The 11,688-nt window shown below is 74.0% G+C and carries 2 protein-coding genes (1 of these 2 only partly in view); both read left to right on the plus strand.

Annotated elements, in window-relative coordinates:
- A protein-coding gene (locus tag ADK54_RS37215) for a type I polyketide synthase (RefSeq protein WP_053730250.1) crosses the window boundary here: on the plus strand, positions 1 to 10,330 show its final stretch. 18,176 nt of this gene lie to the left of the window's left edge; only the last 10,330 of its 28,506 coding nucleotides appear in the window; the start codon falls outside the window, past its left edge; its stop codon occupies positions 10,328 to 10,330.
- A gap of 11 nt (positions 10,331 to 10,341) precedes the next feature.
- The coding region (locus tag ADK54_RS37220; protein WP_234392364.1) for a type I polyketide synthase at positions 10,342 to 11,688 on the plus strand (1,347 nt) is incomplete at its 3' end.

An 11,688-nucleotide genomic window follows, 5' to 3' on the forward strand; every position in this document is an offset into this window, starting at 1 on the left:
CCGCCGCGGCGCGGACGCCCCCGGCGCCGCTGAACTGGCCGCGGCGATCGAAGAGCTGGGAGCCGAGGTCACCCTCGCGGCATGCGACACCGCCGACCGCGACGCGCTGACCGCCGTCCTGGCCGCGATCCCCGACGAGCACCCGCTCACCGCGGTGTTCCACACCGCCGGCACCGTCGCCGACGGCACCCTGGACACCCTCACCGCCGAGCAGTTCACCGCGGTCCTGCACGCCAAGGTCACCGCCACGCTCAACCTGCACGAGGCCACCCGCGACCAGGAACTGAGCGCGTTCGTGCTCTTCTCCTCCGTCGCCGGCACCCTCGGCGCACCCGGCCAGGGCAACTACGCGGCCGCCAACGCCTTCCTCGACGCCTTCGCCGAACAGCGTCGCGCCCACGGCCTGCCCGCCACCTCGGTGGCCTGGGGCCCCTGGGCCGAGACCGGTATGGCGGCCGACGGCACCGGCGTCCAGGCTCGGATCCGCCGCGGCGGCTTCGTCCCCATGGCACCCCACCTCGCCCTCACCGCCCTGCGGCGGGCGATCGAGCACGGCGCCCCGACGCCGACCCTCGCCGACATCGACTGGCCGCGCTACGCGGAGGTGTTCACCGCAACGCGCCCCAGCCCCCTCGTCGGCGACCTGCCACAACTGCGCCAAGCCACGCCGACCGCTGCGACAGCGCACGCCGCCCTACGGGAACCGGCCCTGCGCCAGCGGCTCGCCGTACTCTCCCCGGCCGCCCGCCCGAGCTTCGTCCTGGACCTGGTACGCACCCAGGTGGCCGCGGTCCTCGGACACACCGGCACCTCGGACATCGGCGCCGAACGCGCCTTCAGCGACCTCGGCTTCGACTCGCTGACCACCGTCGAACTGCGCAACACCCTCACGGCCGGCACCGGCCTGAAACTGCCCGCGACCCTCGTCTACGACTACCCGACCCCGACCGCACTCGCCGACTTTCTGCTCGCCGAACTCCTCGGCACCCTGCCCGAGTCGGACACCGACACCCCGGCCCCGGCCGGTCGGGCGGCGGACGACGATCCCATCGTCGTCGTCGGCATGAACTGCCGCTTCCCCGGCGGCATACGGTCCCCCGAGGACCTCTGGCGGCTGCTGAGCCGCGGTGAGGACGCGATCAGCGGCTTCCCCGCGGACCGCGGCTGGGACCTCGACGCGCTCGCCCAGGGCGCCTCGGCCACTCTCGAAGGCGGATTCCTGGACGGCGTCGGCCTCTTCGACGCCGGCTTCTTCGGCATCTCGCCCCGCGAGGCGCTGGCCATGGACCCGCAGCAGCGACTGCTGCTGGAGACCTCGTGGGAGGTGTTCGAGCGCGCCGGCATCGACGCGACCACCCTGCGCGGCAGCCGCACCGGCGTGTTCGTCGGCACCAACGGCCAGGACTACGCCACGCTCCTGCGCCAGGGCACCGGCACCGCCGACCTCCGCGGCCACGTCGCCACCGGCAACACCGCCAGCGTCATGTCCGGCCGCCTCTCCTACGCGTTCGGCCTGGAGGGCCCGGCCGTCACCGTCGACACCGCCTGCTCCTCCGCGCTGGTCGCCCTGCACCTGGCTGCCAACGCGCTGCGCAACGGCGAGTGCACCCTCGCCCTGGCCGGCGGCGTCTCGGTCATGTCCAGCCCCGGCTCCTTCACCGAGTTCACGGTCCAGGGCGGACTGGCCCCCGACGGGCGGTGCAAGCCCTTCGCCGACGCCGCGGACGGCACCAGTTGGTCCGAGGGCGTGGGCGTCCTCGTCCTGGAACGGCTCTCCGACGCCCGCCGCAACGGCCACGACGTATGGGGCATCGTGCGCGGCACCGCCGTCAACCAGGACGGCGCCTCCAACGGGCTGACCGCGCCCAGCGGACGGGCCCAGCAGCGTGCCATCCGCCAGGCCCTCGCCGACGCCCGCCTCACTCCCGCCGACGTCGACGTCGTCGAGGCTCACGGCACCGGCACCACCCTCGGTGACCCCATCGAGGCAGGCGCCCTCATCGCCACCTACGGGCAGGACAGGCAACACCCGCTTCTGCTCGGCGCCGTCAAGTCGAACCTGGGCCACACCCAGGCCGCCGCCGGCGTCGCCGGCACCATCAAGGTGCTCCTGGCGATGCGCCACGGCGTCCTGCCCAAGACCCTGCACATCGACTCCCCGTCCTCGCACGTCGACTGGACCGACGGCACGGTCGCGCTCGTCACCGAGCAGCAGGAGTGGCCCGAGACCGGGCACGCCCGGCGGGCCGGCGTCTCCGCCTTCGGCGTCAGCGGCACCAACGCCCACGTCATCATCGAGCAGGCACCGGACACCGAGGAACGGGTGGCACCGGAGCCCGCCACGCTGCCGGGCCTCGTGCCCTGGCCGGTGTCGGGCAAGTCCGCGGCCGCGCTGACGGCACAGATCGAGCAGGTCTCGGCACTGACCGGCACGTCACCGCTCGACGTGGGCCACTCCCTCGCCACCGGCCGTTCGACGTTCGCCCACCGCGCGGTCCTCGCGGCCGACGCAGCGGGCGTACGGGAACTCGCACGCGGTGTCGCCCAGGAGGCCGACGGGAAACTGGCCCTGCTGTTCTCCGGCCAAGGTGCCCAGCGGGTGGGCATGGGCCGGGAGTTGTACGACAGGTTCCCGGTGTTCACGGCGGCCCTGGACGAGGTGCTGGCGCACTTCGAGGCCGGGGACGCGGTGGAGCGTCCGCTGCGGGAGGTGATGTTCGGCGGCGCGGAGGGCCTGGACGAGACCGGGTACACCCAGCCGGCGTTGTTCGCGATCGAGGTGGCACTGTTCCGACTGGCCGAGTCCCTCGGCGTCCGGCCGGATTTCGTGGCCGGGCACTCGATCGGTGAGATCGCGGCGGCGCACGTGGCCGGGGTGTTCTCGCTCGCGGACGCCTGTGCGCTGGTGGCGGCTCGGGCGCGGCTGATGCAGGCGCTGCCTGCGGGCGGTGCGATGGTGGCCGTCCAGGCCGCTGAGAGCGCGGTCCGGCCGCGACTGGTCGACGGGGTGTCGATCGCGGCGGTCAACGGCCCCGAGGCGGTCGTCCTCGCCGGTGACGAAGCCGAAGTCCTGCGGATCGCCGGGGAGTTGGCGGACGAAGGCCGCAAGACACAGCGTCTTACGGTGAGCCACGCCTTCCACTCGCCGCTGATGGAGCCGATGCTGGAGGAGTTCCGGCGGGTGGCCGAGGGGCTGTCGTACGACGCTCCGCAGATCCCCCTCGTGTCCAACGTGACCGGGGAACTCGCCGCCGAGGAACTGGTGTGCTCGCCCGACTACTGGGTGCGGCACGTACGGGAGACCGTGCGGTTCGCGGACGGTGTGCGGACGCTTGAGGCGGAAGGCGCCTCGGTCTTCCTGGAGTTGGGTCCGGACGGGGTGCTGACGGCGATGGCCCAGCACACCCTGGCCGGTGCCGCGACCGCCGTTCCGGCGCTGCGCAAGGGCCGGCCCGAGGAAACCGCGCTGCTCACCGCGCTCGCCCACCTGTACGTCGTGGGCGTCGGGGTGGACTGGTCGGGGATCTTCGCCGGTACCGGCGCCCGCCGCGTGGACCTGCCCACCTACCCCTTCCAGCAGGAGTGGTACTGGCCGGAGGCCGGGGCCGCCGGGCACCTTCAGAACGGCCCGCGGGACTCCGTGGACGCCGAGTTCTGGGATGCCGTGGAGCGCGCGGACCTCTCGTCGCTCTCGGACGGCCTCGAACTGGACGACGCCGCACTGTCGGCCCTCGTGCCCGCGCTGTCCGCCTGGCGCCGCAAGCGCGTCGAACGCTCGGCCGTCGACGGCTGGCGCTACCGCGTGACCTTCACCCCGCTGACCGGCACCGCGTCCGGCACCTTCACCGGACGGTGGCTGGCGCTCGTCCCGACGGGCGGCGCCGCCGACGCGTGGACCGCCGCCGTCCTCGCGGCCCTCGGCGAGTCGGCCGTCATCGTCGAAGCCGACCCGACCGACCGTGCCGCACTCTGCGGTCCGCTGGCCGAACTCGCCGCACAGGACGTCGAGTTCGCGGGTGTGGTCTCGCTGCTCGCGGCCCCGTACACCGACGCCGTCCCTGCCGGACCGGCCTGGCCGAACGAGGCGATAGCGGCACTGGCGGACGCCGGAATCGACGCCCCGCTGTGGTGCGTCACCCGCGACGCGGTGTCGGTGGGCCGCTCCGAGACCGAGGTCAGCCCCGCCCAGGCGACCGTCTGGGGACTCGGCCGGGTCGCCGCCCTGGACCACCCCGACCGCTGGGGCGGCCTGGTCGACGTGGAGCGGGTGCTCGACCGGCGCTCGACCGAAAGGCTCCGGGCCGTCCTCGCGGGCATCGGAGACGAGGACCAGGTGGCGCTGCGGACCTCCGGCCTCTTCGGGCGACGACTGGTGCGCGCCACCAACGACGGCCCGGCGACTCGGTGGCAGCCGACCGGCAGTGTCCTGATCGTCGGCCCGGCGGCCGGCACCGGCGGACACTGCGCCCGCTGGCTCGCCGAACACGGCGCCCGGCACCTGGTGCTGGCCGACCCCACCGCACCGGACCCGGCACGGGCCCACGCCGCACTCGACGGCCTCGACGTACCCGTGACGGTGCTCGACTGCGCCCCGACCGACGGCGAGGCACTGCTGACCGCACTCGCCGCACTGCCGGCACAGGCACCGCTGACCGCCGTCGTCTACGCCGAAACGACGTCCGACACCGAGGAGCCCGACGCCGCCCTGGCCGCGCTGCGCGCCGACGTGGCGAACCTGGCGGAGGTGACCGAGGCGGCGACCGGCGACCGTCCCCTGGACGCGTTCGTCCTCTTCTCCTCGATCGCCGGGACCTGGGGTGCCGGCGGCCGGGCCGCCGACGCCGCGGCCGGAGCTCAACTCGACGCCCTGACCCGCACGTTGCGCACCCGCGGACTGCCTGCCGTGACGGTCGCCTGGGGCGGCTGGGCCGACACCGAGTCCGACAGTCTGGCCACCCACCTGAGGGTCAACGGGCTGCCCCCGATGGACCCCGCCCGGGCCCTGACCGCGCTCGCCCGCTCGCTCGGCACCGACACCCCCTCGGTGACGGTGGCCGACGTCCAGTGGGACCGGTTCGTGCCCGCCTTCACCCGCAACCGGCGCAGCGCCCTCTTCGCGGAGCTGCCCGAGGCCCACGAGGCACTGGCGGAGCCGGGCGATACCGAGCCGGGCACCGCGGGCCCCGCGACCGGCCTGCGGGCCGAACTCGCCGCCCGACCCGACGCGGAACGCACCGAGGTCCTGCTGGCCCTCGTCCGCGCCCAGGTCGCCGCGGTGCTCGGGTTCGCGGACGCCGACGCCGTACCCTCCGGCCAGGCGTTCCGGGACCTCGGCTTCGACTCGCTGACCGGGGTCGACCTGCGCAACCAGCTCGCCACCGCGACGGGCCTGACGCTGCCCGCAACCCTCGTCTTCGACTACCCCACGGCCGAGGCGCTCGCCGGCCACCTGCGGGCCGAACTCCTCGGCGAGGAAGCGGAAGAACTCCGCGGGGCGGTGCGGGCGCACCACTCCCACACCGCCGAGGACCCGGTCGTCATCGTCGGCATGAGCTGCCGCTACCCGGGTGGGGTCCGCTCGCCCGAAGACCTGTGGCAGCTGGTCACGGGCGAAGTCGACGCCATCGGAGGCTTCCCCACGGACCGCGGCTGGGATCTGGACCGACTGCTGCACGGCGACCGGGACGGCCGCGGCCGGACCGTCACCAGCGAAGGCGGATTCCTCTACGACGTCGCGGACTTCGACCCCGGATTCTTCGGGATCTCCCCGCGCGAGGCGATGGTGATGGACCCGCAGCAGCGCATCCTCCTGGAAGCCACCTGGGAGGCCCTGGAGCGCACCGGCATCGACCCCGCCCAACTGCGCGGCGGCGACACCGGCGTGTTCGTCGGCGGCGGATCGGGCGACTACCGGCCCGAAGCCGGCCAGCTGGGCCACGCGCAGACCGCGCAGTCGGCGAGCCTGCTCTCCGGCCGGGTGTCCTACACCTTCGGCCTGGAAGGCCCCTCCGTCAGCGTCGACACGGCCTGCTCGTCGTCCCTGGTGGCACTCCATCTGGCCGCCCAGGCCCTGCGGGCGGGCGAGTGCTCCCTCGCGCTCACCGGCGGTGTGACGGTGATGTCCAGCCCGGTCAACTTCGTCGAGTTCGGGGAGATGGGGGCCCTCGCCCCGGACGGCCGCTGCCGGCCGTTCGCATCCGCCGCCGGCGGCACCGGCTGGTCCGAGGGCGTGGGCGTCCTCGTTCTGGAACGCCTCTCGGACGCCCGCCGCAACGGGCACCAGGTCCTCGCGGTGCTGCGCGGCTCGGCCGTCAACCAGGACGGCGCCAGCAACGGCCTCACCGCGCCGAACGGTCCCTCGCAGCGCCGTGTCGTCCAGCGGGCACTGGCCAACGCGGGCCTTGCGCCGGCCGACGTGGACGCCGTGGAGGCGCACGGCACCGGCACCACCCTGGGCGACCCGATCGAGGCGCAGGCGCTACTGGCGACGTACGGCCAGAGCCGTGACCCCCAACTGCCGCTGCTGCTGGGGTCGGTGAAGTCCAACATCGGCCACACCCAGGCGGCCGCCGGTGTCGCCGGTGTGATCAAGATGGTGCTGGCGATGCGCCACGGCGTGCTGCCCAGGTCCCTGCACATCGACGAGCCGTCGGCACACGTCGACTGGACCGCCGGAGCCGTCGAACTCCTGACGGAAGCGGCCGACTGGCCGCGTACGGGACGCCCGCGCCGGGCCGGAATCTCGGCGTTCGGCGCCAGCGGCACCAACTCCCACGTGATCATCGAGCAGCCCGCGGAGACCACGACGGACGAGCCCGCGCACCCCCAGGGGACAGCCGGCCCGCTGCCGGTCCCCGTGACGGGCACCGTGCCGGATGCACTGCGGGCCCAGGCCCGACAGCTGCACGCCTACGTGGCCGCCCGGCCCGACCTCACCGTCGCCGAGTTCGCGCTGTCCACGGCCACCACCCGGTCGGCCTTCACCCACCGCGCCGCCGTCCTCGCCGAAGACCGCGAGGCACTGCTCACGGGCCTGGCCGCGCTCGCCGACGGACTCGACACCCCTCAGGTCCTGCACGGCCGGGCAGCGGAGCGCCGGGGCAAGCTCGCGGTGCTGTTCTCCGGCCAGGGCTCGCAGCGCGTGGGCATGGGTCGGGAACTCCACGCCCGCTACCCGGTGTTCGCCGAGGCGCTCGACGCGGTGACGGCACGCCTGGACACGGAACTGGAACTCCCCCTGCGGGACGTCATGTTCGGGGACGCGGAGCGGCTGAACGAGACGCGCTTCACCCAGCCCGCACTGTTCGCCATCGAGGTGGCACTGTTCCGCCTGGTCGAATCCTGGGGCATCCGCCCGGACTTCGCCGCCGGGCACTCCGTCGGCGAGATAGCCGCCGCGCACGTGGCCGGGGTCCTCTCCCTGGACGACGCGTGCCGACTGGTGGCCGCACGGGCCCGGCTGATGAATGCCCTGCCCACGGGCGGCGCCATGGTCGCCGTACAGGCCACCGAGGAGGAGATCCGGCCGCACCTGACCGACCGCGTGTCCCTGGCCGCCGTCAACGGACCGCGGTCGGTGGTCCTCTCCGGCGACGAGGCCGCCGTGTCCGACATCGCGGAGAAGTTCACCGCCGACGGGCGAAAGACTACGCGTTTGAGGGTGAGCCATGCGTTTCACTCCGTGCACATGGATGCCATGCTCCAGGACTTCCGACGCGTCGCCGAAAGCGTTGCCTACCACGCCCCGGCGATCCCGATCGTGTCCAACGTGACCGGCCGGGCGGCCACCGAACAGCAGGTGTGCGACCCGGACTACTGGGTGCGCCACGTCCGCGAAACGGTCCGCTTCGGCGACGGGATCCGCACCCTGGCCGAGCGCGGGGTGACCGCCTTCCTGGAGCTCGGCCCCGACGGCTCACTCGGCGCCATGGCCCAGGACACCCTGGACACCCTGGTCGCCCTGCCCGCGCGGCCGGTCACCGTACCGGCGCTGCGCAAGGACCGCGGTGAACAGGAGTCCCTGGTCAGCGCCCTCGCCCGGCTGTACGTCGACGGAGCCGCCCCCGACTGGGACGCCCTGTTCGACGGGACCGCGACCGCATCCCACCGCACCGACCTGCCCACCTATCCCTTCCAACACGAGCGGTACTGGCCGGCCACCCAGCCGGCCGCCGACCCCGCAGCGCCGGGCGCCGCGGACGACGGCTTCTGGTCCGCGGTCCACGAGGCCGACTTCGCCTCACTGGAGACGACCCTCAACGTCGACGGCGACGCACTGGCCAAGGTGCTGCCCGCGCTCGCGGACTGGCGCCGCCGACGGGACGAGGAGCACACCGTCGACGGCTGGCGACAGCAGATCACCTGGCAGCCACTGACCCCGCAACCCGCCCGCACCCCGGCCGGCGCCTGGCTCGCCGTGCTCCCGGCCGGCCACTCCGACGACCCCTGGGCCGCCGACGCCGTCGCCGCCCTGGGCCCGGACACCGTACGCCTGGAAGTGCCCGGCCCCGACCGTGCGGCGCTGGCCGCACGACTGCGTCAACTGGCCGCCGAGGGACACGAGTTCACCGGAGTGGTGTCGCTGCTCGCCCTCGCCGCCGCACCCGGGCACGGTGCGGATGCCCCCGGGGGACTGGCCCTGACCACCGCCCTCATCCAGGCGCTCGGTGACGCGGACCTCGCCGCACCTCTGTGGTGCGTCACCCGCGGCGCGGTCGCCGCCACGCCCGCCGAGCCGGTACCCGGGCTCGCCCAGTCCGCCGTATGGGGCCTGGGCCGGGTCGCCGCCCTGGAGTACCCGCAGCGCTGGGGCGGTCTGATCGATCTGCCCGACACCCTCGACGCGCGGTCCGCGGCCCGCTTCGCCGAAACCCTCGCGGCTCCCGGCGGCGAGGACCAGATCGCGATCCGGCCCTCCGCCGCCCTCGGCCGCCGACTGGTACCCGTACCGGCCAGCCCCGGCACGCGGGAGTGGAACCCCACCGGCACCGTCCTGATCACCGGCGGCACCGGAGCCCTGGGCACCCACGTGGCGCGCCGGCTCGCCGAGGCGGGCGCCCGGCACCTGCTGCTCATCAGCCGCCGGGGCGCCGACGCCCCCGGCGCGGACGAACTGCGGGCCGAACTCACCGCACTGGGCGCCGAGGTCACCCTCACCGCCTGCGACGCCACCGACCGCGACGCGCTCGCCGAGGTCCTCGCCGCGATCCCCGACGAGGCGCCGCTGACCGGCGTGATCCACACGGCGGGCGTCCTGGACGACGGTGTCCTCGACAGCCTCACCCCGGACCGCTACGAGGCCGTGTTCCGCGCCAAGGCCGCCTCGGCCCTGACCCTGCACGACCTCACCCGGGACCTGGACCTGGCCGTGTTCGCCCTGTTCTCCTCGTCCTCCGGAGCGGTCGGCAACGCCGGCCAGGCCAACTACGCCGCCGCCAACGCCTACCTGGACGCGCTCGCCGAACAGCGCCGCGCCCAGGGCCTGGCCGCCACCTCGCTCGCCTGGGGCGTGTGGGGCGGCGACGGAATGGCCGCCGACCACCGGGCGGCCGAAGCGGCCCGGCGCACCGGCATCCGCCCGCTGGACCCGGACCTCGCCGTCGTGGCGCTACGCCGGGCCGTCATGGACGGGCGGCCCAACGAGGTCGTCGCCGACATCGACCGCGACCGGTTCGTCCGCTCCTTCACCGCCGTACGAGCCAGCCCGCTCCTCGGCCAGCCGACCGGCACCGAGCACCAGACGGCGGGGGACACCGGGGAGGGCGCCACCGGCGACGCACTGCGCGAGAGGCTGGCGGACCTGCCGCCCGCCAAGCGTGCCCGAGCCGTACTGGACCTGGTCCGCGGCCGAGCCGCGGCCGTACTGGGACACTCCACCGTCGACGTCGTCGGCGCCGACCGGGCGTTCCGCGACCTCGGATTCGACTCCCTCAGCGCCGTCGAACTGCGCAACCAGCTCGGCGCCGCGACCGGACTGACCCTGACCGCCACGCTCGTATTCGACCACCCCAACCCCACCGAGCTGGCAGACCACATCCTGAGCCGGCTCGTCCCCGACGAGGAACCGGGCCAGGACACCGGCGACGGCGATCCGGACTCCGCCGGCATCCGAGCCCTGCTCGCCGCCGTCTCCCTGAACCAACTGCGGGAGATCGGCGTACTCGAACCCCTGATGAAGCTCGCCGCGGAGCAGACCGCGGCGGCCAACGGCGAGGCCGTCTCCGCGACGGCAGCGGACGCCTACGACGAGTCGATCGACGCGATGGACGTCGCCGACCTGGTGCAGGCGGCACTCGACGGCAACTCCTCCCAAGAGCGTGGAAAGAGCTGAAAGAGCGGACCATGACCACATCCAGTGAAACCGTCGTCGCAGCCCTCCGCGCCTCGTTGAAGGAAGCCGAGCACCTGCGCCGACAGAACCACAAGCTCGTTGCCGCGGCCACGGAGCCGATCGCGATCGTGGCGATGGCCTGCCGGTACCCGGGCGGCGTGCAGTCGCCCGAGGACCTGTGGGAGCTCCTGGCCGCGGGCAAGGACGCGATCGGCGCGTTCCCCACGGACCGCGGCTGGGACCTGGACGCCCTGCGGGACGCCGGGGTCGACGCCCGCGGCAACGCCGTCAGCCAGGAAGGGGGCTTCCTCGACGGCGTGGGGGACTTCGACGCCGACTTCTTCGGCATCTCCCCGCGCGAAGCCGTCACCATGGACCCGCAGCAGCGGCTGCTGCTGGAGACCTCCTGGGAGGCCATCGAGCGCGCCGGCATCGACCCGACCACCCTGCGAGGTAGCCGCACCGGTGTCTTCGTCGGCACCAACGGCCAGGACTACGCCTACCTGCTGGTGCGCTCGCTGGCCGACGCCACCGGCGACATCGGCACCGGAATCGCCGCCAGCGCCACGTCCGGCCGACTGTCCTACACGCTGGGCCTGGAAGGCCCGGCGGTGACCGTCGACACGGCGTGCTCCTCCTCGCTCGTCGCCCTGCACACGGCGACCCACGCCCTGCGGGCCGGCGAGTGCTCGCTGGCCCTGGTGGGCGGTGTGAACGTGATGTCGTCCCCCGGTTCCCTGATGGAGTTCAGCCGACAGGGCGGGCTGGCGTCGGACGGCCGGTGCAAGGCGTTCTCCGACGACGCCGACGGCACCGGCTGGTCCGAAGGCGTCGGCATCCTCGTCGTCGAGCGGCTGTCCGACGCCCGCCGTAACGGGCACCCCGTGCTCGCGGTCGTACGGGGCTCGGCCGTCAACCAGGACGGCGCTTCCAACGGCTTCACCGCCCCCAACGGCCCGTCGCAGCAGCGGGTGATCCGGCAGGCCCTGGCGAGCGCCGGTCTCTCCCCCTCGGACGTGGACGTGGTCGAGGCGCACGGCACCGGCACGCCGCTGGGCGACCCGATCGAGGCCCAGGCGCTGCTGGCCGCCTACGGTCAGGATCGTGACCCCGAACGCCCGCTGCTGCTCGGCTCGGTGAAGTCCAACCTCGGCCACACGCAGGCCGCGGCGGGGGTGGCGGGGATCATCAAGGTGATCCTGGCGCTGCGGCACGGTGTGCTGCCTCAGACGCTGCACGTGGACGCCCCGTCGTCGCATGTGGACTGGTCGTCCGGTGCGGTGGAGCTGCTGGCGGAGTCCCGGGAGTGGCCCAGGGCCGACCGGCCGTGGCGGGCGGGGGTGTCGTCGTTCGGCATC

The sequence above is a fragment of the Streptomyces sp. WM6378 genome (assembly GCF_001279695.1).
GTDB lineage: Bacteria > Actinomycetota > Actinomycetes > Streptomycetales > Streptomycetaceae > Streptomyces.